Origin of the sequence: Dactylosporangium sp. CA-152071 (genome assembly GCF_050936335.1) — a bacterium.
GTDB lineage: Bacteria > Actinomycetota > Actinomycetes > Mycobacteriales > Micromonosporaceae > Dactylosporangium > Dactylosporangium maewongense.
Genome location: NZ_JBNJMZ010000001.1, coordinates 583,913 through 609,143, shown reverse-complemented (window position 1 = coordinate 609,143; position 25,231 = coordinate 583,913). Strand labels below are relative to the sequence as shown.

The 25,231-nt window shown below is 69.6% G+C and carries 22 protein-coding genes and 2 pseudogenes; 14 read left to right on the top strand and 10 right to left on the bottom strand.

The features are described from left to right. Nucleotides 1–2 precede the first annotated feature (2 nt). Nucleotides 3–1,334 (top strand): sugar ABC transporter substrate-binding protein, encoded by a 1,332-nt coding sequence (locus tag ACQEVZ_RS02150; protein ID WP_433360493.1) that lies wholly within the window; start codon nt 3–5, stop codon nt 1,332–1,334. Between the two features lie 111 nt (nt 1,335–1,445). After that, nucleotides 1,446–2,480: an ABC transporter ATP-binding protein gene (locus ACQEVZ_RS02145; protein WP_433360490.1), complete on the top strand. Its 1,035-nt coding sequence runs from the start codon at nt 1,446–1,448 to the stop codon at nt 2,478–2,480. 109 nt (nt 2,481–2,589) lie between these two features. Here the strand turns inward: ACQEVZ_RS02145 and ACQEVZ_RS02140 are convergent, their stop codons facing one another. The 5 genes from ACQEVZ_RS02140 to ACQEVZ_RS02120 all read right to left on the bottom strand — a co-directional run bounded on the left by ACQEVZ_RS02140 (nt 2,590) and on the right by ACQEVZ_RS02120 (nt 8,333). Beyond that, nucleotides 2,590–3,402, bottom strand: a complete 813-nt coding sequence (locus ACQEVZ_RS02140; RefSeq protein ID WP_344505325.1) for an SDR family oxidoreductase — start codon at nt 3,400–3,402, stop codon at nt 2,590–2,592. After that, on the bottom strand, nt 3,402–4,523 hold the full coding sequence (locus tag ACQEVZ_RS02135; protein WP_433360487.1) for a pyridoxal-phosphate dependent enzyme: 1,122 nt from the start codon (nt 4,521–4,523) through the stop codon (nt 3,402–3,404). The genes ACQEVZ_RS02140 and ACQEVZ_RS02135 overlap by 1 nt, the downstream gene beginning before the upstream one ends. A gap of 116 nt (nt 4,524–4,639) precedes the next feature. Beyond that, nucleotides 4,640–6,112 carry a M81 family metallopeptidase gene (locus ACQEVZ_RS02130; protein ID WP_433360484.1) on the bottom strand — a complete coding sequence of 491 codons (1,473 nt, stop codon included), beginning with the start codon at nt 6,110–6,112 and terminating at the stop codon, nt 4,640–4,642. Between the two features lie 13 nt (nt 6,113–6,125). Beyond that, nucleotides 6,126–7,310, bottom strand: a complete 1,185-nt coding sequence (locus ACQEVZ_RS02125; RefSeq protein WP_344505698.1) for an aspartate aminotransferase family protein — start codon at nt 7,308–7,310, stop codon at nt 6,126–6,128. A gap of 249 nt (nt 7,311–7,559) precedes the next feature. Then, the gene (locus ACQEVZ_RS02120) at nt 7,560–8,333 is read right to left on the bottom strand and encodes an IclR family transcriptional regulator (RefSeq protein WP_433360481.1); all 774 of its coding nucleotides are present in this window, start codon (nt 8,331–8,333) and stop codon (nt 7,560–7,562) included. 296 nt (nt 8,334–8,629) lie between these two features. On the opposite strand from ACQEVZ_RS02120, the gene ACQEVZ_RS02115 reads away from it, so the two are divergent. Genes ACQEVZ_RS02115 through ACQEVZ_RS02085 form a run of 7 tightly spaced genes read left to right on the top strand, consistent with a single transcriptional unit; the run spans nt 8,630 to nt 16,698 of the window. Next, entirely contained in the window at nt 8,630–10,237 is a 1,608-nt protein-coding gene (locus ACQEVZ_RS02115) for an ABC transporter substrate-binding protein (RefSeq protein WP_433360478.1), read from the top strand. After that, on the top strand, nt 10,234–11,166 hold the full coding sequence (locus tag ACQEVZ_RS02110) for an ABC transporter permease (protein ID WP_344505318.1): 933 nt from the start codon (nt 10,234–10,236) through the stop codon (nt 11,164–11,166). The genes ACQEVZ_RS02115 and ACQEVZ_RS02110 overlap by 4 nt, the downstream gene beginning before the upstream one ends. Then, nucleotides 11,163–12,014 (top strand): ABC transporter permease, encoded by an 852-nt coding sequence (locus ACQEVZ_RS02105; RefSeq protein WP_433360474.1) that lies wholly within the window; start codon nt 11,163–11,165, stop codon nt 12,012–12,014. The genes ACQEVZ_RS02110 and ACQEVZ_RS02105 overlap by 4 nt, the downstream gene beginning before the upstream one ends. Further along, complete coding sequence (locus ACQEVZ_RS02100) at nt 12,011–14,035, top strand: dipeptide ABC transporter ATP-binding protein (RefSeq protein WP_433360472.1); 2,025 nt, start codon at nt 12,011–12,013, stop codon at nt 14,033–14,035. Before ACQEVZ_RS02105 ends, ACQEVZ_RS02100 begins: the two co-directional genes overlap by 4 nt. A gap of 10 nt (nt 14,036–14,045) precedes the next feature. Beyond that, complete coding sequence (locus ACQEVZ_RS02095; protein ID WP_433360470.1) at nt 14,046–14,993, top strand: dihydrodipicolinate synthase family protein; 948 nt, start codon at nt 14,046–14,048, stop codon at nt 14,991–14,993. After that, nucleotides 14,990–15,916: a succinylglutamate desuccinylase/aspartoacylase family protein gene (locus ACQEVZ_RS02090; RefSeq protein WP_433360467.1), complete on the top strand. Its 927-nt coding sequence runs from the start codon at nt 14,990–14,992 to the stop codon at nt 15,914–15,916. The genes ACQEVZ_RS02095 and ACQEVZ_RS02090 overlap by 4 nt, the downstream gene beginning before the upstream one ends. Further along, on the top strand, nt 15,907–16,698 hold the full coding sequence (locus ACQEVZ_RS02085; RefSeq protein WP_363405427.1) for an SDR family NAD(P)-dependent oxidoreductase: 792 nt from the start codon (nt 15,907–15,909) through the stop codon (nt 16,696–16,698). Before ACQEVZ_RS02090 ends, ACQEVZ_RS02085 begins: the two co-directional genes overlap by 10 nt. Before the next feature lie 50 nt (nt 16,699–16,748). Here the strand turns inward: ACQEVZ_RS02085 and ACQEVZ_RS02080 are convergent, their stop codons facing one another. Further along, a complete protein-coding gene (locus ACQEVZ_RS02080) occupies nt 16,749–17,132 on the bottom strand; it encodes a RidA family protein (RefSeq protein ID WP_354898986.1) in 384 nt (127 codons plus the stop codon). 22 nt (nt 17,133–17,154) lie between these two features. Continuing rightward, entirely contained in the window at nt 17,155–18,270 is a 1,116-nt protein-coding gene (locus ACQEVZ_RS02075) for a mandelate racemase/muconate lactonizing enzyme family protein (protein WP_433360462.1), read from the bottom strand. A gap of 92 nt (nt 18,271–18,362) precedes the next feature. On the opposite strand from ACQEVZ_RS02075, the gene ACQEVZ_RS02070 reads away from it, so the two are divergent. Then, entirely contained in the window at nt 18,363–19,313 is a 951-nt protein-coding gene (locus tag ACQEVZ_RS02070; RefSeq protein WP_433360459.1) for an NAD(P)-dependent oxidoreductase, read from the top strand. Nucleotides 19,314–19,339: 26 nt separating this feature from the next. After that, complete coding sequence (locus ACQEVZ_RS02065; protein WP_433360456.1) at nt 19,340–20,359, top strand: Gfo/Idh/MocA family protein; 1,020 nt, start codon at nt 19,340–19,342, stop codon at nt 20,357–20,359. 80 nt (nt 20,360–20,439) lie between these two features. Here ACQEVZ_RS02065 and ACQEVZ_RS02060 read toward each other — a convergent pair whose 3' ends face one another. Beyond that, on the bottom strand, nt 20,440–20,586 hold the full coding sequence (locus ACQEVZ_RS02060) for a hypothetical protein (RefSeq protein ID WP_433377280.1): 147 nt from the start codon (nt 20,584–20,586) through the stop codon (nt 20,440–20,442). A 9-nt stretch (nt 20,587–20,595) separates the two neighbouring features. On the opposite strand from ACQEVZ_RS02060, the pseudogene ACQEVZ_RS02055 reads away from it, so the two are divergent. Further along, nucleotides 20,596–20,843: pseudogene (locus ACQEVZ_RS02055) on the top strand (transposase); the annotation flags it as partial. Between the two features lie 112 nt (nt 20,844–20,955). Here the strand turns inward: ACQEVZ_RS02055 and ACQEVZ_RS02050 are convergent. After that, nucleotides 20,956–21,453, bottom strand: coding sequence for a group II intron maturase-specific domain-containing protein (locus tag ACQEVZ_RS02050; protein WP_433360453.1), 498 nt, complete (start codon nt 21,451–21,453; stop codon nt 20,956–20,958). A 20-nt stretch (nt 21,454–21,473) separates the two neighbouring features. Here ACQEVZ_RS02050 and ACQEVZ_RS02045 point away from each other — a divergent pair. After that, nucleotides 21,474–22,176, top strand: a pseudogene (locus ACQEVZ_RS02045) (IS6 family transposase). 178 nt (nt 22,177–22,354) lie between these two features. On the opposite strand, the gene ACQEVZ_RS02040 reads toward ACQEVZ_RS02045, so the two are convergent. Then, on the bottom strand, nt 22,355–24,373 hold the full coding sequence (locus ACQEVZ_RS02040; protein WP_433360450.1) for a phosphocholine-specific phospholipase C: 2,019 nt from the start codon (nt 24,371–24,373) through the stop codon (nt 22,355–22,357). On the opposite strand from ACQEVZ_RS02040, the gene ACQEVZ_RS02035 reads away from it, so the two are divergent. Continuing rightward, on the top strand, nt 24,363–24,842 hold the full coding sequence (locus tag ACQEVZ_RS02035; RefSeq protein ID WP_433360447.1) for an FAD-dependent oxidoreductase: 480 nt from the start codon (nt 24,363–24,365) through the stop codon (nt 24,840–24,842). The genes ACQEVZ_RS02040 and ACQEVZ_RS02035 overlap by 11 nt on opposite strands. The last annotated feature ends 389 nt before the right edge of the window (nt 24,843–25,231 follow it).

Below are 25,231 nucleotides of genomic sequence, written 5' to 3'. Positions count from 1 at the left end.
TCATGAATCAATTTGCATCCCGCAGTACCTCCCGGCGTACGCTGCTGCGAAGCGCCTTCGCCGTCGCGGCGGCCACACCGATCCTCTCCGCCTGCACCGACGACCCGGCACCCACTCCGACGAGCAAGGGCGACGGAAAGTTCCCCGGGGTCACGATCAACGTCGCCTGCAACCCATCCAGCGTGCAGGCGTGCACGGAGGCCGGCAAGCAATGGGGCCAGGTCACCGGCGCCACGGTCAACGCCCAGGTGATTCCCTTTGCGGAACGGGCCACCAGCTACGCCTCGTGGATCGTCTCCAAGGACGCGAGCTACGACGTGCTCTACGGCGGCGTCGACTTCATCTCCAACTTCGGCGACAAGCTCTACCTTCCGCTCAAGGACATGCTCGGCGACACCAGCGACTACGTTCCGGCCGCGCTCGGCCAGCTCACCAAGGGCGGTGCGCTGCTCGCCGCACCACTCTTCGCCGACATGCTGCTCTTCTTCTACAACAAGTCCGACTGGTCCGCGGCGGCACTGCCGGAGAAGATCCCGGGAACGTGGGACGACCTGTACGGGTACGCGCCCAAGCTGACGGTCGGCAACCGCGAGCCCTGCGTGATCCCGTGGAACAACAACGGCGTCCCGTTCTGGATCGCGTTCTTCAACTCCACCAAGGGCCAACTGTTCAGCGACGACAAGAGCCAGCTGCTCTTCGACAACGACAAGGGCCTCGCCGCCTGGCAGGCGATCGGCCGCGGCTTCCAGTCGAAGTTCTTCGGGCTGGCCGGCGCCAACGCAGTAGGCGACCAGGACACCTCGTTGCTGTTCAACCAGAACCTGGCCGCCAGCCAGGCCGCCACCACCGGCTTCGGCAGCACAGCCGGCAGCACCGACCCGGCCAAGAAGTCGGTAATCACCAAGGCTGAGGTCGGCGTCAGCGTGATGCCGGGCATCACGGCCGGCACGAGCGGCAGCGTCATCGTGGCCGAGGGCCTGGGCATCAACAAGTTCACCCGAAACCGCGACGCCGCACTGAGCTTCGTCAAATACACCACCGGGACGGAGTTTCAGAAGCAGATGGTGCTCGGTAGGGCCGGTCAGGTGCTGCCGTCGAGCCGCCTGTCGGTCAGCAAGGACCCGGAGGTGGCCGCGGGCTTCCCGCTCGCGGCGACGCTGGCCGAGCAGGCATCGGCGCAGCTGGCCTGGCCAGGCAACGCCCCGTTCAAATGGAACGCGCCGTTCCTGCTGGGCCTGACCAACCTGTCGAAGGGCACGTGGACGCCCGAGCAGGCCCACGAAGAGACGATCAAGGCGGTCAAGAAGCTGATGATCGCCCAACTCGGCTCGTAGGTCGCCTGGCTCATAGCTTCCTGCGTTCGTTGTTTCTCGGAGGAGTTGGACATGGCGGGTATGTCACTACGGCTGGAATCGATCTATCGTCGCTACGGCAAGGTGATGGCGGTGAACGACCTGTCGCTGGAATTGCCGGCGGGCAAGTTCATCACGCTGCTCGGGCCGTCCGGGTGTGGCAAGACCACGACCCTGAACCTGATCGCCGGCCTGGACCAAGCTGACGGCGGCTCGATCCACATGGGCGAGCGTGACATCACCAGGGTGCCCCCGAACGAGCGTGGCATGGCGATCGTGTTCCAGAATTACGCGCTGTACCCGCACATGTCTGTCTTCGACAACATCGCCTTCGGGCTGCGGCTCCAGCGCCGTCCGAAGCCGGAGATCCAGTCCCGGGTCCGGCACACGGCAGAACTGCTCGCCATCGAGCACCTGCTGGACCGCCGGCCCGGGCAGCTCTCCGGTGGCCAGCAGCAGCGGGTGGCGCTGGGGCGGGCGATGGTGAAGAAGCCCGCGGTCTTCCTGCTTGACGAGCCGTTCAGCAATCTCGATGCGGCCCTGCGCGCACGCATGCGGACCGAGGTGAAGCATCTCCACCAGACGCTCGGCACCACCAGCGTCTTCGTCACCCACGACCAGGAGGAGGCGATGACCCTCTCCGACCTGATCGCGGTGATGCGCGATGGCAAGCTGGTCCAGTACGGCACCCAGCACGAGGTTTACGGCAAACCGCGGGACATGTACGTGGCGACCTTCCTCGGCAAGCCGAGGATGAGCCTCATCGAGGGACGCCTGGAGCGGCACGCCGCCGGGGTCGTGTTCACGGCGCCGGACGTCCGCCTCGAACTCGGCACCGCCGAGTCCATCGGGCTGCGCGACGGCGAGTGGCCGCGGGTCGCGGCCGGCCTGCGGGCCGAGGACGTGTCGCTGGGCGCGCCGGGCGGGTTGTCCTTCGACGCGCAGGTCGCCCTGCTGGAGCCGATCGGGTCGGACACGTTCGTGGAACTCGAGGTCGGCGGAGCGACGGTCGTCGCCCGGGTGCCACCCGAGGACCCGGTCGCAGTGGGCGACCGCGTCACCGCGGTGATCAAGCCCGGCCGCGTCCACCTCTTCGACCTCGACTCCACCGAGCGCATCGTCCGTTAGCGCAAGCCACTTGGGCAGGTCAACTTCGGCTCGACCCCTTGTGGACACCACAAGGGGTCCGCGCCACGCTTCCAGACGCGCGGCACGCGGGCCTGGTCCCATACCCCGGTCAGTGGGCGGTCCAGCCGCCGTCGACCATGAGGTTCACACCGGTCACATAGCCGGAGGCGTCCGAGGCCAGGAAGACCACCGGGCCCTTGATGTCGTCGGGTCCGGCCAATCGACCCAGCGGCGTGCGTTCGGCGTAGGCGGTGACGAATGCCGCCGGCTGGTCTGGGGTCGCCAACCCGCCCGGCGACAGGCAGTTCACCCGCACGCCGTAGGGCGCGTAGAAGCACGCGAGGTACCGGGTGAGGTTCACCATGCCACCCTTGTCGAACGCGTAGAAGGCAGGCGAGGTCATCTCGGTGCCCGCATAGACGTCGAAGGTGGGCCCGACCACACCGTAGATCGAGCCGATGTTGACGATGCTGCCCGAACGTTGGGCCATCATCTGCTCGCCGATGTGTTTCGTGATCAGGAAGAGCCCGGAGGAGTTCACCTCGCTGGTGGCGGTCCAGTCCGCGGCGGTGGTGCGGTTGGGGTCGCTGCCCTGGCGGTGCACCGAACCGTTCACCAGCACGTCGATGCGGCCCAGCGATGCCACGACAGCATCGCGAAGCTCCACGATGGACGCCTCGTCGGCCTGGTCGAGCCGGTGCGCGCTGGCCTCGTAACCGTCCCGGCGGAGGGCGGTGGCGGCCGCCTCGCACGCGGTCAGGTCGCGGGAGGTGACCACCACGTGCGCACCGGCCTCGGCCAGTGCGTAGCACATGTGGCGACCGTAGAGGCCGGCTCCGCCGGTCACGATCGCGACGCGACCGGTGAGGTCGTAGAGGCTGTTGATCGAGCGCGGTGCAGACAAGGCGATCCGGCCTTCCATTAGCGGAGGATGTCCATCGCGGTGGTGATCTGGTCGGCGGTGATCCGGGGCACCGGGTCGTCGCCGGCGAGCCGGGCGAGGGCACCGGCGTCCTTGTAGCCGGCCCCGGTCGCGACGATCACCGCCCGGTCGGAGGGGTCGAGCCGGCCCGCCGCCGCGTCGGCGAGCAGGCCCGCGAATGCGGTCGCGCCGGCCGGTTCCACCAGGATGCCGTGCCGGCGGGCGAGGATACGCTGCGCATCGAGGATCTCCTCGTCGGTGACTTCGGTCAGGTGCCCGCCGGATTCGCGCACCGCGTCGACCGCGCCGACGCCGTCGAAGAGGACGGCGACCTGCAGCCCGGAGACGGTGGTGGTGCATGGGCCCCGAAGCCCGGTGAGGTCACCGGCCAACGCCGGGCGCAGTGTCGGGCAACCGGCCGGCTGCACACCGACGACCCGGGGGCGCGCACCGTTGGCGATCAACCCGCTCGCGGTGAAGCCACGGCCGATCGCGGAGAGCAGCCCGCCACCGCCGACCGGCGCATACACCACGGTCGTGGCCGGGGCGTCCTCGGCGATCTCGTACGCGATCGTGGTCGCACCCTCCATCGCCTCGGGGGAGAACCGGCCGCCGGTCAGGAGCGGCATCAGGCCCCGATCGGCGGCGATCGCGGCAATGGTGACGGCCGCCGAGTCGGTGGCTGCGGCGTCGTGGCCGAGGCCGTCGACGAGATGGACACGCGCGCCGAGCGCTCGGATCTGGCGCAGCTTGGGTGCGGCGGTGTCGGCGAGGGCGAACAGCGCCGCCGGCACGCCGGCCCGGCTCGCGTAGGCGGCGGCGGCTGCGCCGCCGTTACCGGAGGAGGTGCCGACGCAGCCGGCGAGCCGGCGTTCACGCACGATGGAGAGGGCGACTGAAGCGATGCGGTCCTTGAAGGAGCCGGTCGGGTTCAGATGCTCGCACTTGACCTGCACGGAGGCGACGCCGGGCACGGCACCGGTCAGCTCCACCAGCGGCGTGGCACCCTCGCCCAGACTCACGATGTTCGCCGGGTCGTGCAGCGGTAGCCGGCCCTGGTAGCGCCAGACCCCGCGCCGCGCCGGGTCCTGCCAACCGTCGGAGGCAGCGGCGTAGCGCACGACCAGTTCTCCGCCGCAGCTGGCGCAGCGGTAACGCAGGGAGCCGGCATCCCGGGACCTGCCACAGGCGCGGCATTCCAGCCAGAAAGCGGCCTCTCCGCTTCGCTCCGGGCCGCTCATGGCTTCACGCCGGGCCGGGCTACGAAGGTCGTCGGTGGGAGGGTCATCGGCGTTGTGTTGCGGGGAAGTGAGGCGACGTCGATCGGGCAGGCGCCGGGCGTGGCAACCTCGATGACCTCGGCGGCGATGTCACCGAACGCGGCCCGCCAGGCGATGGCGCCCTTCGCGACGATGATCTTGGCGGAGCGGGCGTCCACCCCGACGGAGGAGAGCTGCTCGGCGTGGAACGGCGGCGTCGGCCTCTCGGTCACCACGAGGGTGATGCCCTCGACGCGCAGCACCGCGGTGGTGCCCATGCTGAACTCGCGTCCGGTCATCCAGCTGCCCTGGGTGCGGTAGCGGCCGTCGGTGACGGTGACGACCCGTCCGCGCACGCGCACCGGGTCGCCGTGCCGGCGGTCGGTCTTCCCGCCGACCAGCGCCTCGATCTCCGCGCCGGTGCCGAGGTCCGCCGCCAGGCGGGCGACCCGCGCGTCGGCCACGGTCACCACGGCGTCCTGTGCGTGCTGAGCCAGCAGTTCGGCGAGCAGTGCGGTCCCGTCGCCCGGGCTGCCGCCGCCGATGTTGTCGGCGACGTCGGCGAGGACGACCGGGCGGGCCACGCCGGCGATCGCCCGGCGCACGGCCGTGGCGGCGTCGTCGCGAGCCACCATGAAGGCGTCGGTCTGTTCGGTGATGTCGGCGAGGGTCTCGGCGATGACGTCGCGCGCGGCCGCCTCGTCGCCCTCGTCGTGGATGGCGAGCACGCTCATGCCGACCCGGTCGACGTCGCTGTAGGCGAAGCCGGCCGGGATGCAGATCCGCACCAGTCCCGCGGCGCGGGCCCGGGCCGCGGCCCGTCGCTGCAGCGAGCGCATCGGCTCGGCGTCGGTCGCCTGAGCCAACGGGCAGACCAGCAGTGGGAGCTTGCCGACGGCCGTGCGCAACCGCCGCCCGGCGAACACGTCGCCGAGCAGCCGGGCCGCCTCGCGGCCCCGTTCGCGCATGTCCACGTGCGGGTAGGTGTCGTAGCTGACGAGTACCTCGCATGATTCGACCAGCTCGGGTGACGGGTTGGCGTGCAGGTCGAGCACCGCCGCCAGCGGCACGGACCCGACGGTCTCCCGGACCACCGACAGCAGCGCCGTCTCGGTGTCGGGATAGCCGTCGGCGACCATCGCTCCGTGCAGGTTGACGAGCAGCCCGTCGAGCGGGCCGGCCGCGCGCAAGGCCCGGCCGGCGCGCTCGAGCAGGGCCTCGATGGTGACCCGATCGGCCGGGCCGCACGGCCAGGCGCCGGCGGAGAAGATCGGCACCAGTTCGTGGTCGGGAGAGTCGGCGAAGCCGCCGATGACCGATCCGGTGTCCACGTTCTGCTCGAGGACCTCGTGACCCTGCGCGAGTTCGAAGTCCGCGAAGTCCGCGAGGGTGGCCTGGTGCGTGGCGTAGGTGTTGGTTTCGTGCCAGAGACCGAGAATGCCGACCCGCATGTGCCCGAACTCCCTACGCGCCTGATTCGTTCAGCGCATCGTCCACGCGCTCAAGCGTGGTGGCGAGTTCACGCGGGCCGTGCGCCGCTGAGACGTACCAGATCCCTCGCCCGGCGACCCAGACCCCGTACCCAGCCAGCACCTCGGCGAAGCGGGCGTACCGGGCAAGGTCGAGGTTGCGCAGTTCGCGGTGGTCGGTGACCGGTTCCCGAGGGCCGAACGAGGCGTGGAACGCCATCGGGACACCTTGCACCCGCAGCGGCACCTGGTGCTTGTCGGCCAGTTCGAGGAGCCCGGCCATCAACGCCGTGCCGTGCTCGGCGATGCGCTCGTACGGCGGGTCCGAGGTCAGCAGGTCGATGGTGGCGACCACCGCCGCGGCGGCCATCACGGAGCCGTTGAAGGTGCCCGAGTGGTTGACCTCGCCGGTGCCGAATCGTTCCATCAGGTGAGCGTGTCCGGCCAAGGCCGCGACCGGCCAGCCGCCCGCCATGGCCTTGCCGTAGGTGGCAAGGTCGGGTGTGACGCCGTACCGGGCCGCCGCACCGCCGAGGGCGACCCGGAAGCCGCTGATCACCTCGTCGAAGATGAGCACCACGCCGTGCTCGGTGCACAGTTCGCGGACGCGCTGCAGATAGCCGGGTCGCGGTTCGATCGTGCCGGCGTTGACCATGATGGGTTCCATGATGAGCGCGGCGATCTGGCCATGGTGCTCGGCCAGCGCGGCCGCGACGGCCTCCGCGTCGTTCCACGGCAGCACCACCGAGTCGGCGAGTTGTGCGCCGACCTGGCCGGCGCTGGCGGGTCCGGTGCCAGCGGCGTCGACGAGCACGTTGTCGAGCCAGCCGTGGTAGTGGCCCTCGAACCGGATGAACCGCCGGCGTCCGGTCGCCGCACGCGCCAGCCGCAGGGCCGCCTGGACCGACTCGGTGCCGGTCAGGCCGAGCCGGACCATCTCGGCCCAGCCGAGCGCCGAACAGATCCGCTCCGCGGCCTCGACCTCCAGCACGTGTGAGTTGCCGTAGAGCATGCCGTCCCCGCAGGCGTCGTGGACCGCCTGATTCACTGTGGCGTTGGCGTGGCCCAGGAAGCTCGGCCCTTGCCCTAGCAGGTAGTCGACGTAGTCGTTGCCGTCCACGTCCCACATCCACGCGCCTTGGGCGCGGCTGAAGAAGACCGGCGGCGCGGACAGCCGCACGTTGGAGTTGACCCCACCCGGAAGATGGCGGCTCGCTCGCGGCCAGTACTCCGCTGACTTGATCCTCGAGGCTTTTGACACCACTCGGCTCCCCTTCCGGTGCCCGTCGCGCCGTCCGCGTTCTGCCTAGTGGATTTCGCAGACCGACAGTTGAAACTGACACGACGGTAGCCGCCGCCGCGGCCGATGGTCAACACCGCGCGTGGGGCTGGGCTGTGCGGATGGTGGATTGCTTGTGGAGAGCGCGCTTCAGGCGCTGGCGTGGTAGTCGCGCACCAGCTGCATCGCGGTGCGGCGCAGCGCGCGGGCGACCGTCTCGACCTTGTCGGAGGTCAGCCGACGGGCCGGCGCGCTCACGCTGATGCCGCACAGGAACGGGATGCTCTCCAGCACGACCGCCACGCAGCGGCCGTCGGGCTGGTTCTCGCAGTCGTCGAGCCCATATCCCTCGCGCCGGACGCGCTTGAGCTCGGCCAGGTATCCCTCGACGGAGACGATCGTGCTGTCGGTGTACTGGAGCATCTGCTCGGCCGAGAGGATGGCGCGCACCCGGTCATCAGGCAGTTCGGCCGCGATCGCCTTGCCCAGCGCGGTGGCGTGGATGCTGCCCCGCTCGCCGATGCGCGCCGCGAGCCGCATCATCTCGTTGCTCTCCACCACGAGGGCGTGCACGATGTGCGCTCCGTCCAGCACGCCCAGGTTTGTGGTCTCGCCGAGCCGGTCGCGCAGCTTCTCCAGGTGTGGCCTGGCCTGGTTGACGAGCATGTCCACCTGCCGGGTGTGCTGCGGCCGGAAGGCCAGGCCGAGCCGATACAGGCTGTTGGCCGGATCACGCTCGACGTAGCGGCGGGCCTCGAGGGCCGACAGGTAGCGAAAGGCCGAGCTCTTCGGCAGCGCAGTCACCTCGGCGACATCCGAGAGCGACGCACCGTCGCGGGATCGCTGCAGCACGTCAAGAATGTCGCAGACGCGCTCGACGGCCCGGATCGGGTAGCTGGCGGCGGACTCAGCCGTCTGCTTCATCGGTCTGTCCTGTCTCGTGACACTGGGGACGGTGGCGCGGAGCGAGTATGAGGTCGCACGGGCGATGATACCCCTGGTAGGGCCCATGCCGGCGCCTCATCGTAGTCGATTTGTTTCACCTGTCAAAACGCTTCGACCCGCCGGATACGCTGCCGCAGCAGCCCGTACCGAACATTATCGGAACGATCGTTTCAGCCGTTGACATGACTTTGTGGCCGCGCTAATACTCAGTCACGCGTCAGAGGATCGCGTCCCGCCTGGTGGCGGGCGGCTTCGTCGAAGTGGAGACAGTCCAAATGTCTACGCGCCGCAGGGGAATGTACTCCCGGCTGGTCGCCGGTGGTGCCGTGCTCCTCATGATCGCCGCCGCCGCAGCGTGCGGTTCGGCAGATACCGACAACTCGGCCGGCGGCGGGACGCTGCACATCGCCGAGGGCGCCGAGCAGCCGACCCTGGACCCGGCCAAGAACATTCAATACCTCAGTGACGAGATGGCCGCCATCTACGACACGCTCGTGGTGGCCAACGCCGACGGCACGATCGGTCCCAGCCTGGCCGAGTCCTGGACCGTCGAGGGCCCGTCCATCACGTTCAAGCTCCGCACCGGAGTCAAGTTCCACGACGGCACCCCGTTCAACGCCGCAGCGGTCAAGGCCGCGCTGGACCGGGTCGTCGACCCGGCCACCAAGGCGACCAACTCCAAGAGCGTTCTCGGCCCGTACGACAACAGTCAGGTCATCGACGACAGCACCGTGAAGGTGACCTGGAAGACGCCCGTGGGCGCGGCATTGATCAACCTCACCAACGCGGATCTCAGCATCCCGTCGCCGGCCGCAGCGAGTGCCGGCACCCTCGACGCCAAGCCCGTGGGAACCGGCCCCTACAAGTTCGTCAGTTACGTCAAGGGCGACCGCCTCGAGGTCGAGCGGAACAACGACTACACGACGATCCGTCCCGACCTGACGAACAAAGGCGCTCCGAAGTACGCGCGGATCATCTTCCAGTACGTGACCAACGCCAGCACCCGGGCGAACCTGCTGACCACCGGGGCGGTACAGGTGGCCCAGCTGACCGGGCCCGACGCCAAGCGTCTCGCCTCCGCATCGAACCTCAACAACACTTCCTTCCCCGGGGTCAGCGAGACCGCCCTGTGGATCAATGCGAAGAGTGTGCCGGACCTCAACGTCCGCAAGGCGATCTCGGCGGCGATCGACCGTGACGCGCTCATCCAGGCCGTGGCCAGTGGCTACGCCGAGACCAACTGGAGCACGGTGCCGACCATCGTCCCCGGCTACGACAAGACCGTCGAAAGCGCGGTGACCAAGTACAGCCAGGCCCAGGCCAAGTCGCTGCTTGCGGCGGCCGGTTACACCGCCGGTGCCGACGGCGTCATGCAGAAGGACGGCAAGCCGTTGACGCTGTCCATCCTGTCCGCGAGCGACGACCCGTGGCCCGCGATCGACCAGCTCGTCCAGGACCAGCTGGCCCAGGTGGGCATCAAGGCGCAGATCAAGACCGAGGAGTTCGCCACGGTCACCCAGACCCGCCGCAAGGGTGACCAGTCCATCTACATCGGCCGCTACGGCATCCTGGACCCGGCCGGGTCGATGCGGATCCTCTTCGCTTGCGCCAACATCCCATCGGCGCAGGTGCCGCAGGGCACCAACCTGACGTTCAACTGCAACCCGGATGTGGACGCCGCGCTGGACCAGGCGATCAGCGAGGTCGACGCGGCCAAGCGCAACGCGCTCGTGTCCCGGGCGCAGCATCTCATGGCGGCCGACCATACGGCCCTGGTGCTCTACCAGCCGAAGAGCGTCGTGTTCTCGGCGAAGGCGGTCGGCGGGATCGGCATGCAGCCGGACGGCATCCTGAAGATCAACGACTTGGTGCCGGCCGAGTGAGCTTCGTACGGTTCGTCGCGCGGCGGGTACTGGTGACAGTTCCCGCCGCGCTGGCGGTGCTCGTGATCACGTTCGCGATGATCCGTCTCGTGCCTGGCGACCCCGTGCAGGTCATCGCGGGCACCAATCTGGATCCGCAGGTCGCCGAGGAACTGCGGGAACAGCTTGGACTCAACGATCCGCTGCTGGTGCAGTTCTTCACCTATTTGGAGAACGTCCTGCACGGCGATCTGGGCACCTCGTTCCTCACCCGGCAGCCGGTGGCCGACGTCGTCGCCGAGCGCCTGCCCAACACGCTGATGCTGACGGCAGCCGGCGTTCTCGCCGGCCTGCTGCTCTCGCTGCCGATCGGCATCGCCAGCGCGTTGCGCGACGCGAAGCGGCGCCGCGCGGGGCTGAGCTTCACCACCGTGACCACGATGCTGGTGGCCACACCCGACTTCCTGCTCGCCACGGTGCTTGCCACGGTGTTCGCGGTATATCTGCAGATCTTCCCGGTGGCCGGCGCGGAATCCTGGACCTCGATCGTGCTGCCCGCGCTGGCGCTGGGCATTCCGCTCGCCGGCATCCAGGCGCGGGTCGTGCGGGCGAGCGTGCTGGACGCGGTGGGCCGGCCCTTCGTGCGGACGCTGCGTGCCGTCGGTGTGCCCCAGCGGCGGCTGCTCACCCGCAACGTGCTGCCCAACGCGTCCATCCCGGTGGTCACGCTGCTCTCGGTGGAGTTCGGACGGCTACTGGCGGGCGCCCTCATCGTGGAGAACATCTTCTCCTGGCCGGGACTCGGCACCACGATCTTCGACTCGATCGGCCGACGGGACCTGCCGGCCGTGCAGGGGGAGATCCTCGTCGTGGCGTTGTTGATCCTCGGCATCAACCTGTTCATCGATGTGGTCTATCGCATCATCGACCCCCGGATCGGCCTGTCATGACGACCAGATCCAGCGCGGCTCGCCGGTTCCTGTCGCAGCGACTGACCCGGGTGGGCCTGGTGCTGCTCCTGATCGTCGCGGTCGTCACCGTAGTGGGGCCACTGGTCTACGGTGCGTCACCGACCCGCACGCATCCAATGGACGCCTACGCCGGTCCGTCCGCGACCTACCCGCTCGGCACCGACAACCTCGGGCGCGACATCCTTGCCCGGCTCCTGCACGCCGGCGTGCTGTCCATCCCGGCCGGCCTGCTCGCGGTCGGCCTGGGCGCGGTCGCCGGCAGCCTGCTCGGCATCGCGTCCGGCTTCATCGGCCGGGCGTTCGACACCGTCGTGATGCGTGTGGTGGACGTGCTGCTGTCGTTCCCGACGCTGCTTACAGCGATCGTCGTGGTGGCGATCCTGGGCCCGAGCGTGACGAGCGCGGTTATCGCGGTTTCGATCGCGGCGTTGCCGTCCTACGCCAGGGTCATGCGCGGGTCGGTCCTGCCATTGCGCAGCGCGGCGTTCATACAGGCGGCTCGCCTCAGCAACACCTCGCTGGCGCGGATGCTGCGCGTGCATGTGCTGCCCAACGTCGCTGACGTGCTGGTCGTCCTGCTGGTAATCGGAATGGGGAACGGGATCGTGGTGCTCTCGGCCTTGAGTTTCCTCGGCATCGGTGTACAGCCGCCGGAAGCGGACTGGGGGGTGATGCTCACCGAAGGGGTCCGGGCGATCTACACCGCCCCGGTGGCCGCGCTCGCGCCCGCGCTGATGCTGATGCTGACCGTGCTCGGCATCAACTTCGTCGGCGAAGGGCTCGGCGCCGCGCTCCGGGTCGACGTGGCCGGCAGGCGGCCGCGATGAGCCTGCTCTCAGTTCGCGACCTGACCATCGCCTACGACGACGTGCAGGCCGTCGCGGGCGCCTCCTTCGACGTGGTGTCCGGCGAGCGCGTCGGCATCGTCGGTGAGTCCGGCTCGGGCAAGACGACGCTGGCGCTGGCACTGATGCGGCTCCTGCCGCCGTGGTCGAAGCAGGAGTCCGGTTCCATCACGATCGACGGCATCAAGCTGTCGGACCTGCCGGAGGAGCGGATGCGCAGGCTGCGCGGCAGCAAGGCCGGCATGGTGTTCCAGGACCCGCTCACCTCGTTCGACCCGCTACGGACCCTGGGCGACCACCTTTCCGAAGGGCTGCGCGCGCATGGCGAGACCGACCGCGGGCGCCGCCGGGATCGGGCCGTCCAGGCGCTGCGGTCGGTGGGCATGCCCGCGCCGCGCAGCCAACTCGCGCGGCGTCCGCACGAGCTCTCCGGTGGCATGCGGCAGCGCGGCCTGATCGCGCTGGGGCTGTCGAACGACCCGCTGCTGGTGATCGCGGACGAGCCGACCACGGCGCTGGACGTCACCATCCAGGCACAGATCATGGAACTCTTCGCCACCATCGGGGCGCCGGGCCCGCAGGCCGACATGGGGCTGGTCATCGTCTCGCACAACCTTGGCCTGATCCGCCAGCTCTGCACCCGGGTCATCGTCATGTACGGCGGCCGGATCGTCGAGGACAGCCCAGCGCCGGACTTCTTCGCCCGGCCGCGCCATCCGTACGCGGCCGCGCTGCGCGACGCGACCCCGCGTATCACACTGCGGCGGGGAGAGGTTGCAAGCATCGCGGGCAGCGCGGTGGACCTCGCCGATCCACCGCCCGGCTGCCCGTTCGAGCCGCGCTGCACCTACCGGCTCGACGCCTGTGCGCAGAGCATGCCCGAGCTGCTGTCGATCGGCGGCGGGCACTGGGTCGCCTGCTTCAACCACGACGCGGTCGGGCAGGCGCCCCGCAACGCAGGCGCTGACGGCCCGGCACCGTCTCCCGCGCCGGTGCTGCCGGAGCAGCCCGTGAAGCAGCTAGTGGTCGGCGAGCCGCTCGTGGTTGTTCGTGCGTCGACCAAGGTCTACCGGGTGCGTCGCAGGAAGCTGCACGCGTTGGCCGGTGTCGACCTCGACGTACGGGCCGGCGAAACGGTGGCGCTCGTGGGCGAGTCCGGCTCCGGCAAGTCCACCCTGGCGCATCTTGTGCTGGGCCTGCAGCCGCCCACATCGGGCACCGTCAGGGTCGCCGGTGACAATCCGGCCGACCCGCGCGGCGGCGTGCGGCGCCAGCAGCGCATGCAGGCTGTCTTCCAGGACCCGCACGGCTCACTCAACCCACGTCAACGAGTCGGCGACGCGATCGCGGAGCCGCTGGTCAATCTCGGCATGCCCGGGGATCAGCGCCGCCGGCGGGTGGCCGAACTGCTCGACGAGGTGCGACTGGGTCAGGCCCTGGCCGAGCGGTATCCACATGAGCTCTCCGGTGGCCAGGCGCAGCGGGTCGCGATCGCCCGTGCGCTCGCCGCCCGTCCCGAGCTGATCGTGCTCGACGAGCCGACCGCCTCGCTCGACGTGTCGATCCAGACGCACGTCATCGCGTTGCTGCGGGACCTGCAGCGCGAGCACGGCCTCGCCTACCTGTTCGTCTCGCACGACCTGGTCGCGGTCCGGGAGATCGCCACCCGGATCGCCGTGATGTACCTGGGGCGTCTGGTGGAGCTGGCGCCGTGGGAGCAATTCTTCGAGCAGCCCCTGCATCCGTACTCGGTGGCGCTGCTCTCCGCGCTTCCCCGGGTGGATCTGGCCCCGGGTGCGGCGGACCGGATCGTGCTGGCCGGCGAACCGCCCTCGCCCCTGGACGCGCCACCCGGCTGCCCGTTCCAGCCTCGCTGTCCCGTGGCGCAGGACATCTGCGCTACGAGCCCCCCACCGTTGTCGCCGGTTTCATCCGACCGTCAGGTCGCCTGTCACTTCCCCGGATCGCTCATCAGTCCCGGATCGTCGCCTACCGCTCGCTAGGAAGGTCTCCATGACATCGCTTCGTGTCCCGGTCCCCCCGCCGATCGCCGGCGTGATCGTGCCGATGGTCACCCCGATGCTTCCATCGGGCGCCCCGGATCTCGAGTCGCTCGACGCACTCGTCGACCACCTCATCGGGCGGGGCGTGACCGGGCTGCTCGTGCTCGGCTCGTGCGGCGAGAACGGCGCGCTCTCCCGTGACGAGCGGCTCGAGGTCGCTGCCCGTGCGGTGGCCCGGGTCGACGAGCGAACCCATCTCATGATCGGCGTGCCGGCGCTCGGCACCCGCGACGCGGTCGCCGACGCGAAGGTGTACGCGCAGATGGGCGCCGACTCGTTGCTCGTGCCGCCGACGTTCGTCTTCCCGCACTCCGCCGCCGAGCTCGGCGGGCACTTCCGCGCTGTGGCCGGGGCCGCGGGCTCGGTGCCGGTCCTCGCCTACAACATTCCCAGCCGGGTCACCGTGGTGCTGGAGCCGGACCTGATGCGTGAGCTCGCCGGCGAGGGAGTTGTGGCGGGGGTGAAAGACTCCTCGGGCAACGTGGAGGCCCAGCGGATGCTGGCCGAGGCGACGGCGGACATCGAGGGGTTCCGTCGCTACACGGGCAGCGAGTTCGCGATCGACGGGCTGTTGCTGGGCGGGTTCCACGGCGCCGTGCCGGGCCTGGCCAACGTCTTCGCGCCGTGGCACGTCGAACTCGCCGCGCGCGCGACGGCCGGGGACTGGAAGGGCGCGGCCGAGATGCAGGGCCGCATCGTGGCGTTTTTCAAGCTCTACCAGCACCCGATGCCGGGCGGCAGTTTCAGCGCCTCGGTCATCGCGTCGTTGAAGGAGGCCCTGGTACAGCAGGGGGTCATCGCACATTCGACGACCGCGTTGCCGTTCGTGCAGGTCGACGACGGCATGCGGACCCACGTGCGGGAAACGTTGGCGGCGGCCGAGATCGGGCGGCCGTGACGACACACCGGATCGACGTCGGCGAGGCCACGGTCGTGATCCGGGAACTGGCGGGCTCCGCCGCCGGCCCGACCGTGGCCCTGCTCGGCGGGGTGCATGGCGACGAACTGGAGGGCATCGCCGCCGTACGGGCGATCGTGGCGCACCTCAGCGCCGACCCGCCGCAATGGTCCGGGCGGATCCTCGCGGTGGCGGTCGCGAACCCGCCGGCCCACGAGGCGGGCACCCGGACCAGCCCTGTCGACGACGGCAACCTGGCCCGCGCCTTCCCCGGCCGCGCCGACGGCACGGTCACCGAACGGATCGCGGACGCCCTGGCACAGCGCGTCATCCGTAACTCGGACCTGCTCATCGATCTGCACTCGGCGGGACTCAACTACGCGATGCCGTTCTTCGCCGGTTTCAGCGATCCGACCGGCCGACCGGCGGCGCACGCGTTCGGTGCGCCGCTGCTCTGGGCGCACGACCGGCTCAATCCGGGGCGCAGCCTTACCACGGCCTCGTCCTACGGCGTGCCGTCCATCTACGTCGAGGGCGGCGGCGGCGGATCGTTGCGCCGCTCGGAGCTGCTCGGCTACCGCGACGGCGTACTGCGGGTGCTCGGCCGGCTCGGCATGCTCGCCGCCGCGGACGTGCCGGCGGGATCGGGGCCGCAACGGATCCTGCGCGGTGGTGACGGCGACGTCGACTCGTCGGTCTCCGCATCGGTGTCAGGCTGGTGTGTCACCGCGGTCCGGCCCGGCGACCAGGTCAGGTGCGGCGACCTGGTGGCGGAGATTCTCGACGGGGACGGGTTGCCGGCCGAGGAGATCTCGGCCCCGCACGACGGGACGGTGATGATGCTGCGGCGGCGGGCCGAGGTCGAGCCAGGCATGGGCATCGTCATGCTCGGGCCCATCGCGGAGGAGGTGTCGTGGCAGTGACCGGCACCGCCGGGTTGGCCGGGCGGGTGGCCCTGGTGACCGGCGGCGGAAGCGGGATCGGCGCGGCGATCTCGGCCCGCCTCGCCGATGAGGGCGCGCACGTCCTCGTCGGTCAGCGAACCCCGCAGACCGCGGCCGCGGCGGCGAGCCGGCTCGCCGCGCCCCATCGCAGTCTCGACGTAGCTGTTGCCGACCTCGCCGACGCGGCGTCCTGCAGGGCGCTCGTCGCGCGTTGTGTGGAGCGCTTCGGCGGCATCGACATCCTGGTGAACAACGCGGCGGTGACCGGGCCGGGCGCGTCGCGCCCGCTGCTGGACTGCGATGACGAGTGGCTGGATCGCGTCGTCGGCGTGAATCTCACCGCTGCGTTCCGGTGTTCCCGCGAGGCCGCCCGGTGCATGGTGGCGAGGGGCACGCCGGGCGTGATTGTCAACATCGGCTCGGTCGCCGCGTATGCGGCCCAGCACCACGCGACCGCCTACACGACGACAAAGGCGGGGATGCTGGGGCTGACCCGGGGGCTGGCGTTCGAATTGGCGCCGCACAACATCCGAGCGGTCCACGTCGCGCCGGGTGACATCGCGCTCGACGAGCGCGCCGGCACCCCGGCGCCCCCGCCGGAGCTGTCCGAGCCGCAGCGGTGGTGGGAGCGGCACACGCCGCTGGGCCGCCGCGGCCATCCCGACGACGTGGCCTCGATGGTGGCCTACCTCTGCTCCGCCGAGGCCGGCTTCGTCACCGGCGCGAGCATCCTCGTCGACGGTGGCTGGCTGTCCTACTGAGCGTCCAGGCGCTCCACGGTGAGCTCACCGTGGAGCGCCGGTTCAGGTCGTCAGGCGGGGTCGGGGAGCAGCACGACCGCGTCGATCTCGATCAGGAATCCGGGCAGTGGAACCGGGATCGTCGTACGCGCTGGATGCGGGGTGGGTAGTACGTCGCGCATGATGTCGTTGAACTCCGCGAAGTTGTCCAGGGTGTGCAGGTAGGCGCCGATGCGCAGGATGCCGGAGAGATTCCCGCCGGCGGCCGTGATGATGCGTTCGATGTTGGCGAAGGTGGCGCGTGCCTGGATCTGGAAGGTGTCGCCGATGAGCTTGCCGTCGGCATCGAAGGGGCCTTGGCCCGAGACGAAGAGCAGGTTGCCGGCCCGGATTCCGGGTGAGTAGGGCCCGGCCGGCGGTGCGCCGCCGGCGGGGACGATCGGTTCCTTCTGCATGGTTGCCTCCTGGGGCCGCGGTTTATGCGATGCGGTATTGGGACAGCGTGGTCTCGTCGATCTCGATGCCGAGGCCCGGCGAGTCGGGCACCGCGAAACATCCGTCCACCAAGGAGGGTGGGACGCGCAGGATGTCGCGGATGAACGGGTTTTCGCTCGTGTCGTATTCGAGCATGGGACCACTCACGTCGCCGCCGGGCCAGGTGCCGTCGCCGGTGCGTGCGGCCGGTGGCAGGACGGCGGCCAGATGCAGGGTGGCGGCGGCCATCACGGCCCCGTTCCAGGTGTGCGGCACGCACGCGATCTCATGCAGCGCCGCGAGCTCCCCGACGAACCGGGCCGCGGCGAGTCCCCCGCAGATCGCCGCGTCGGGCTGGATCACGTCGAACGTGCGGTGGTCGAGCAGCCGTGCGAACTCGGACGGCGTCCGCCCCATCTCGCCACCGGCGACCGGCACCGCCAGCTGCGCGGTGAGCTCGGGCCGGGTCAGGGGGGTCGGCTCCTCGAACCACGCGACGCCCAGGTCGGCCAGGCGCCGGCCCACCCGCACCGCGGTGGGAGCCGAATAGGCGCCCCAGGCGTCGACCATGAGCATCACGTCGCCGGGGAGCGTGGCCCGCAGCTGCTCCAGCAGCGCCAGCTCCTCGACCGGCGGGTAGCCGCCCATTCGTACCTTCATGGCGCGGAAGCCTCGCTCGTGCAGTCTGGCCGCCTCGTCCGGCCAGGCGTCGGCGGGGTGGCGGCCCTCCTGGTAGAGGAAGCCGGAGGCGTACGCCGGCACCCGCTCGCGTCGGGCGCCGCCGAGCAGGGTGTGCACCGGCACGCCGAGCGTTCGGCCGAGCAGGTCGTGCCAGGCGATGTCGACGGCGCTCAGCGCCAGCGCGGCGCCCACCTCGTCGAGGCCGGGGCGGCGTGGCCACGCGTGCGTGACCGGCGCACCGGCAAGGTCCGCGGCGAGCATGGCCAGGAGGTCGCGGGTGCCGGGCAGGGCGTAGGTCTCGCCCCAGCCGACCGTTCCGTCGGATGTGGACAGCTTCAGCAGCAACGTTTCGCGGTGCCGGTTGAACACGCCGGCCGGACCGGCCGCGACGGTGAGCGGTGCCCGCACGTGCAGCACTTCGGCGGCGGTGACGCGCATGGGGCCTCCTTGACATCGGTGTAGCTGGCTGATTCTATCGAGTAAAATGCTGAGTTCAACTGCTGAAACAGCCACATTGTGCGAGGAGAGATATGGGCGCTCCCACTGTTGTTGTCTACGACCCCATCACCACCCTGCGGTGGAGCTACGACGTCGAACGGGACACGCTGGCGGCCCGTGGCGTCGACCTGGTGCTACCGCCCGATCTGGACGCCGCCCGCAAGGCGCTGCCAAAGGCCGACGTCGTCGTCGCGTCGGGCCGGCTGCCCCGCGAAGAGCTCGACCTGATGACACGATGCTGCGGCATTCTCTGTTACAGCGTCGGCATGGACGGCGTGGACACGGCACGCGCGGCAGAGCTCGGCATCGAGGTCACGAACGTGCCCGACTACTGCACCGAGGAGGTCTCCGACCAGGCCATCGCACTGCTGATGGCGGTGCAGCGGGCACTGGTGCCGATGGCGAGCGCAGCCGCGGCCGGTCAATGGGAGGTCCGTGAACTGCCGGAGTTCTACATGATTCGACGGGTGCGCGGTCAGCGCATCGGGGTGGTCGGCCTTGGTCGCATCGGCACCCGCGTCGCCGAGAAGGCACACGGACTCGGCATGACGGTCGTGGCCTACGATCCGTACCGCACCGAGGCGCCCTTCCCGCTCGTACCGTTGAACGACCTCCTCGACGAAAGCGACGCGGTCGTGCTGTGCGCCGCGTTGACCGCGGACTCGCGCCACGTGCTTGACGCCGCGGCGATCGGACGCCTGCGGCCGGACGCGGTGGTGGTGAACGTGGCCCGGGGCGGGCTCATCGACGAGGCGGCCCTGGCGGCCGCCCTGAAGGCCGGCCGGCTGCGCGGCGCGGGCCTCGACGTCCGGGAGGTGGAACCGCCGCCGGTGCCGGACCCGCTGTCCGGGCTCACGAATGTGGTACTGACCCAGCACGTCGGCGCGACGTCGGTGGAGGCGTTCGCCGACATGCACACCCTCTCGGCGGCCCGCATCATCGACCTGCTCGACCGGCACGGTCGGCTCAGGGAGGCATCATGACCGGCTCGGAGCGAAGCGGAGAGGGCATGACCGGCGTCGGTGTGCTCGGCTCCGGCTTCATGGGACGCACCTGGTCGGAGGTGGCGGCCAACCACGTGGCGCAGGCGAACCTGGTCGGCGTCGCCGGCGGCCGGCGCGCGCCGGCTCTGGCTGCCGACTACGGTTGCCCACTGCATGACTCGTACGAAAGCCTCCTCGCCGATCCTGCGGTCGAGGTCGTCGTGCTGACGACACCACCGGCCGGCCACGAGCTTCAAGCCGTCGCCGCGGCCCGGGCGGGCAAGCACATCCTGATCGAGAAGCCGATGGCGCAGAACGCGGCCGAATGCACCCGGATGAACGACGCCGCCGAGGCGGCCGGAGTGCAGCTCGCCGTCGTGTCGCAGCACCGGTTCCGCGACGCACCCGTGTTCGCCAAGCGACTCCTCGACGACGGTGTGATCGGGCGGGTCACGATGGTGCGGGCGATCGGGCCCGAAATGGGCTTCTGGGACACCAGCAAGACCCAGGACCAGTGGAAGCTCGATCCCGCCCAGCAGACCACCTACGCCTCGTGGGGTGCGCACGCCTGCGACCTGGTGCGCTGGTTCATCGGCGACGAACCCGACCTCGCGTTCGCCCTCTTCGAACAGTACGGAGCCACGGACCCGCCACTGCGCAGCGCGATGGCCACGTATCACTTCAAGGGCGGCGCGATGGCACAGCTGTGGATGAGCTACGACATCCCCGCGCCCGGCCTGGGCTCCGGGCTTCAATTCCAGCTGGTCGGTACCGAGGGCATGATCGACTGCGACGCGTACGGAGCGGTGCGCCTCGGCAAGGGGGAGGGCTTCTCGGTCGTCTTCGAGCAGGCGGCGTTCGACCCGCTCGACCCGGTCAGCGGGCCGCGCCTGGCGGCCTACGCGGCCGAACTGACGGACCTGATCGGGGCGGCCCGAGACGGCCGCCCGCCGTTGGTGAGCGGCGCCGAGGGACTGGCCACGACAGCGATGCTCGAGGCGGCGGAGCTCTCCGCCCGCACTCGCCAGGCGGTGCCGCTGCCCTGAGCCGGGGCCGCGCCGGCGCGCAGATCGCCGGCGCGGCCACATGGCCTCGGCACAGAACGACACGATCGCCTCGTGGGCCGCTATGCGGGGTGTGCTGGTCCCGCACCATCCCTGGGCCGGCAGGCGTCCATCCGCACCGCGAGCACGGCGAGGTACAGCTCGACGAGCGCCCGCATGTTGGTCAGCCGCCGGCCGGTGAGGGCTTCGATCCGCACCGCTCGCTTCATCAGGGACTGTACCCGGCGATCGTGAAGCTGTGGTCCGACGCCTGGGCGGAGTTCGTGCCGTTCCTCGCCTTCGACGTCGAGATCCGCAAGGTCATTTGCAGCACCAACGCGGTTGAGAGCGTCAACGCCCGCATCCGCAAGGCCGTCCGGGCCCGCGGTCACTTCCCGAACGAGCAAGCCGCGCTCAGTGCGTCTACCTGGCGTTGATGAGTCTGGACCCCACCGGCGCCGGCCGGCGCCGGTGGACCATGCGCTGGTTGAGTCGGCACGAGGCGCGGTGGCGGCATTGCTGCCGGTCTGTTTCCTCGTGCCGCTCGCCGAACCCGCCGTGCGCCTCTCGCCGCAACGGGCTCTCCACGGTCGCTTCCGTCAGGCGCAGTGTGGCTTGATCCAGGGGTTGGGGATGCGTGTTCCTCGATACCGATAGCGGGTGACCCGCACCGACGCGACGTTGAACAATTCGACCCCATCCGCCGACAACGCCAGCCACCGTCCATTGGGGAGGGTGAAGCGTTGGCGGATGTCCTTCCACGTCCAGCGGTGCAGTTTCATCAGCCACCGGAACACCCGCCAGTTGACGAAGTGCCGGAGCTGATTGAGGGTGTGCTTACATACCGCGTGCTGGAAGTAGTTGGCCCAGCCTCGCTGGATCTGATTGATCCGGCGCACGATCCGCGCCGGGTTTGCCTGCGACAACTTGTTCGTCAAGGCACGGATCTTCGCCTTCACGGCCTTGATCGGCCGGTCGGCGATGAACGTGTAGACGTACCAACGGTTCGTGCCTCGCTTACGTTTCCACTGGATGCGGAAAGGCGCCGTTGCTTTGAGCGTCGGCAAGATCGATGCAGACTTAAGCAGTGAAGTCATCGACCCGGCCTGATCCGTGGCTGCCTGCGAAGTCGGCGTTCGCCGGGTTCCGGTTCCCGGCCGGGGTCATCGTCGTCGCCGTGCGCTGGTATCTGCGGTTCAATCTGTCCTATCGGGACGTTGAGGAGTTGCTGGTCGAGCGCGGCGTGGAGGTTGATCACGTCACGGTGTACCGGTGGGTCCAGCGGTTCACGCCGCTGCTGGCCGACGCTGCTGGCCGACGCTGCCCGGTTCTGCCGGCACTCGCCAGGCGACAGGTGGCACGTCGATGAGACGAATGTAAAGGTCAACGGAATCTGGCGGTACGTGTATCGCGCCGTCGACCAGTACGGGCAGGTCATCGACGTGCCGGTCTCGGCCCGCCGCGACGCCGAAGCCGCTCGGCGGTTCTTCCGACGGGCGCTGTCGATGTTGAAGGTGACACCCAGGGAGGTCATCACCGACGCCGCCGCGGTCTACCCCGGCGTGCTCGACGAGCTGATCCCGTCGGCGTGGCATCACGTCGAGCGGTACGCCAACAATCCGATCGAGGCTGATCACAGTAGCCTCAAGCACCGGCTGAGACCGATGCGCGGGCTACGAACGGACAAGACCGCACAGGTGATCATCGCTGGACATGCCTTCATGCAGAACCTTCGGCGCGGTCACTACGAACTCGCCGTCGACACCCCGCCGGCAACGCGGGTCGCCGCTGCGTTCACCGAACTCGCCCAAGCGATCTGACCGCTGAACCACCCCTGGCACGGGTTTCAACATGTCCGCCGGTCCCACAACGCAACGGCGCCCCCCGGCCGGGCCGCGACCCCGACGGCACCGCTCCCGGCACGGCCGGTTGGGTACCGGGCGGTTCGGCCCGCGACGGCCCTTGTGCAGCGGTCGCGGGCCGTGGGGAACGCCCGGGTCAGCCGAGGGAGGGGTCGCTGATGCTGACGGAGCCGTTCTCCAGGTGTCCGGCGAAGACGCGGACGAAGCTGCCGGCGGTGACGGTGACGTCGTACCAACCACCGGCGTCGCGGGTGTCCACGTCGGCGTACTTGCCGTTGCCGTGAAGTCGAACCGGCCCGGCGTAGACGTCGGTGACGGTGACTTCGGCGGCGCCGTGTGGGGCGTTGATCTCCACTCGGAGCTTGCCCGAGGCGCCCAGCGGTCGCAGGGTGACGGCGACTCTGTCGCTGTGGGTGTCGCCGGCCAGTTTGCGGAAGAAACCGTTGGGGCCGTGCAGGTGCACCTCGTACGCGCCGGAGACCGGCAGCTGGGCGGCGAGTTGGTGGCCCGCGCCCACGGTGTAGCTGTGCGGTTGTCCGGCCGGGGTGATCAGCCGGGCTTGGAGATGCGCACCCAAGGATCCGCTGTTCACTATCGTGAGATCCAGCGGGCTGCCGGGCTTCTCCACGACGTCAAGGTTGTATCCGAGCGGCCGGGCCGGGCGCGTACCGGGCTCCTGGGGCGGCATCTTCGAGCCGGCCGGACGGGGCGGGTAGTAGGTCTTGTGCCGCAACCGGTCTTGCGGCTTCATCGCCGAGGTGTCTGGCAGGGCCGCCAGTCCGGTGACGCCGCGGGAGAAGTCGAAGGCCGAGGTCAGGTCGCCGGCGACGGTGCGCCGCCAGGGGGTGATCTGCGGTTCGGCGATACCGAACCGCTGTTCCAGGAAGCGGATCACCGAGGTGTGGTCGAAGGTCTCGGAGCAGACGTAGCCGCCGGTGGACCAGGGTGAGATCACGAACATCGGTACCCGGGGGCCCATGCCGTAGGGGCCGGGCTTGGCGCGGCTGCTGCCGGGATAGAACTCGTGCTCGGTGGAAACTGTGGAGGCGCCGGGGACGATCGGGGTGTTCGGGTGCGGTGGCACCAGGTGGTCGAAGAAGCCGTCGTTCTCGTCATAGGTGATGAACAGCGCGGTCTTGGCCCACACGTCGGGGTTGCTGGTCAGGGTGTCCAGGACCTTGGAGATGTACCAGGCGCCGTAGTTGGTGGGCCAGTTGGAGTGCTCGCTGAACGCCTCGGGGGCGGAGATCCAGGAGACCTGGGGCAGCCGGTCGGCTTTCACATCGGCGGCGAGGATCTCGAAGTAGTCCTGGCCCTTCTTGTTCTCGGTGCCGGTGCGGGCCTTCTCGTACAGCGGGTCGCCGGGCTGGGCGTTGCGGTAGGAGTTGAAGTACAACAGCGAGGTGTCGCCGTAGTTGCCGATGTAGGCGTCGTTGTCCCAGCCCCAGGAGCCGGCGGCGTTCAGGCCACTGCCGATGTCCTGATAGATCTTCCACGAGATCCCGGCCGCTTCCAGGCGTTCGGGGTAGGTGGGCCAGTCGTAGCCGAGTTCGTCGTTGTAAAGTACCGGTCCGCCGCCCTTGCCGTCGTTGCCGGTCCAGCCGGTCCAGAGGTAGTAGCGGTTGGGGTCGGTGTTGCCGACGAACGAGCAGTAGTACGCATCGCAGATGGTGAACGCGTCGGCGAGCGCATAGTGGAACGCGGCGTCCTGGCGCAACAGGTAGGCCATGGTGGTAGGTGTCTTGGCGGGGATCCACCGGTCGTAGTGGCCGTTGTTGACCGCGTTCTGGCCGCCCGGCCACGCGTGGTCGAGGCCTTGCAGGAATGCGGCGCCCAGGTCGTCGACCTGCGGGTGGAAGGGGAGCACCTCGCCCTTGCTGTCCGCCTGGTGCCAGACGGACTTGCCGGAGGGAAGCTGCACCGGGTGCGGGTCGCCGAAGCCGCGGACTCCGCGCAGCGAGGCGAGATAGTGGTCGAACGAACGGTTCTCCTGCATCAGAATCACGACGTGCTCGACGTCCATGATTGTTCCGGTGCTGCCCTGCGGGGCGATGGCCGCGGCCCGCTGGACGCTACCGAGCAGGCTGTAGGCCAGACCCGCGGCGGAGGCCGCGCCGGTCAACTTCAGGAATCGTCTACGATCGATGTCCGCCACGGCAATGCCCTCTCGTTTGATGACGACTGTGCGGGGCACGACGTTCCTCGCCGAAGATCAACCCCGGGTTGCCGGTTCGTGGCGGGTCACAGAACAGGGAGCAGCCGTGCGCGACCGGGCCGCGGTATCATTCGAGCGGCCACGTCGAACCGCGACATCAGCGGCGTCGGGATCGCGCGGACTGCCTGAGCGCCGTGACGGCCCGCTCCACCAGCGGGCACGCGCGGCGGCGGGCGTTCTTCGCGGAGTGGACTGGAGCACGCGAGCGCGCGAATGGGTCGGGTCGCGGCCCATCACCTCCGACGGGATCCCCCTGGTCGGCAGCACCAGAATCGACGGTGTCTACACCGCCGGTGGTCATGGTATGTGGGGAGCGACCCAGGGACCCGCAACGGGCATGCTCCTCGCTCGGCAGATCGCTACCGGTGAGCCGGCATCCGAACTGCTCGCGCTCGGCCCGCTGCGCTGACTGAGCGGAGCAAGTCGGCCCGTAGTGGCCAGCACCGCGGCGGGGTTGACTCGGCTGCTCAGCGACGGCGGAGGAGCCCATGCCGGACAGGACACTGGCGGCTAGCAGGACGACGGTGAGGAGTCCGTTCAGGCGAAGCGCATTGCAGACTGTCCCGATGACGACGGGAAACGAGGGCGAGGGGGGAGAGCACTCTCGTCACCAAAGTCTGTCGACAGCGGCGAAAACCGTCAAGACTTTTGAAGAAACAGCATGAACGGCTGCGACACCGGTCACGATGGCCGGGTCGTCGAACTGGCCGAGGGCCCGTCCGTCCAGAATGGACTCTTCAACATGGCCTACCCAGCCGTTGATAATTCGTATTAGCGTCTTGACGCCGTCCAATCGGA

Bases quoted from the DNA above. Each gene is read 5' to 3' on its own strand.
- ACQEVZ_RS02070 (WP_433360459.1), top strand. From the start codon at position 18,363: ATGGGCGCTCCCACTGTTGTTGTCTACGACCCCATCACCACCCTGCGG.
- ACQEVZ_RS02080 (WP_354898986.1), bottom strand. From the start codon at position 17,132: ATGCAGAAGGAACCGATCGTCCCCGCCGGCGGCGCACCGCCGGCCGGG.
- ACQEVZ_RS02050 (WP_433360453.1), bottom strand. From the start codon at position 21,453: ATGACTTCACTGCTTAAGTCTGCATCGATCTTGCCGACGCTCAAAGCA.
- ACQEVZ_RS02060 (WP_433377280.1), bottom strand. From the start codon at position 20,586: ATGAAGCGAGCGGTGCGGATCGAAGCCCTCACCGGCCGGCGGCTGACC.
- ACQEVZ_RS02130 (WP_433360484.1), bottom strand. From the start codon at position 6,112: ATGCGGGTCGGCATTCTCGGTCTCTGGCACGAAACCAACACCTACGCC.
- ACQEVZ_RS02065 (WP_433360456.1), top strand. From the start codon at position 19,340: ATGACCGGCGTCGGTGTGCTCGGCTCCGGCTTCATGGGACGCACCTGG.
- ACQEVZ_RS02150 (WP_433360493.1), top strand. From the start codon at position 3: ATGAATCAATTTGCATCCCGCAGTACCTCCCGGCGTACGCTGCTGCGA.
- ACQEVZ_RS02035 (WP_433360447.1), top strand. From the start codon at position 24,363: ATGTCCGCCACGGCAATGCCCTCTCGTTTGATGACGACTGTGCGGGGC.
- ACQEVZ_RS02115 (WP_433360478.1), top strand. From the start codon at position 8,630: ATGTCTACGCGCCGCAGGGGAATGTACTCCCGGCTGGTCGCCGGTGGT.
- ACQEVZ_RS02105 (WP_433360474.1), top strand. From the start codon at position 11,163: ATGACGACCAGATCCAGCGCGGCTCGCCGGTTCCTGTCGCAGCGACTG.
- ACQEVZ_RS02095 (WP_433360470.1), top strand. From the start codon at position 14,046: ATGACATCGCTTCGTGTCCCGGTCCCCCCGCCGATCGCCGGCGTGATC.
- ACQEVZ_RS02140 (WP_344505325.1), bottom strand. From the start codon at position 3,402: ATGGAAGGCCGGATCGCCTTGTCTGCACCGCGCTCGATCAACAGCCTC.
- ACQEVZ_RS02100 (WP_433360472.1), top strand. From the start codon at position 12,011: ATGAGCCTGCTCTCAGTTCGCGACCTGACCATCGCCTACGACGACGTG.
- ACQEVZ_RS02075 (WP_433360462.1), bottom strand. From the start codon at position 18,270: ATGCGCGTCACCGCCGCCGAAGTGCTGCACGTGCGGGCACCGCTCACC.
- ACQEVZ_RS02120 (WP_433360481.1), bottom strand. From the start codon at position 8,333: ATGAAGCAGACGGCTGAGTCCGCCGCCAGCTACCCGATCCGGGCCGTC.